Consider the following 379-nt stretch of genomic DNA (forward strand, 5'->3'; position numbering starts at 1 on the left):
GCCGACGCAGTCGCCGGTCATGGTGCGCGGCACGCCCAGCTTGCTCAGCGCGATCACCCCGCCCAGGCTCGCGGTCAGCGCCCGGTGGTGGGCGGCGGGGGCCATCATCGGGCTGCCCATCGTCACGATGCCGGCCACCAGGTCGGGGCGGCGCACCGCGATGCCGCGCGCCAGCATGCCGCCCAGGCTGTGCCCGACCAGCTGCACGCGCGAGCCGCGCTTGGCCGCGATCACCTCGAGGCGCTGCTCGATCAGCTCGGCGGCGTCGAGGGTGCAGCCGACGTTGGCCAGGATGTGGGAGCGGTAGGTGCGCATCCCCTGCCCGCGCAGCGCGCCGGCCATCAGCCGCAGCGTGAGGTCGCCGGCCAGGAAGCCCGGC

The 379-nt window shown here is 75.7% G+C and carries 1 protein-coding gene; it reads right to left on the minus strand.

Translation table 11 applies throughout. The annotated features are described in order from the left end of the window. Positions 1–379: esterase/lipase family protein (locus QWY29_RS19860; protein WP_300962968.1), on the minus strand; the 379-nt coding region annotated here is incomplete at both ends.

Source organism: Nocardioides abyssi, from assembly GCF_030412915.1.
GTDB lineage: Bacteria > Actinomycetota > Actinomycetes > Propionibacteriales > Nocardioidaceae > Nocardioides > Nocardioides abyssi.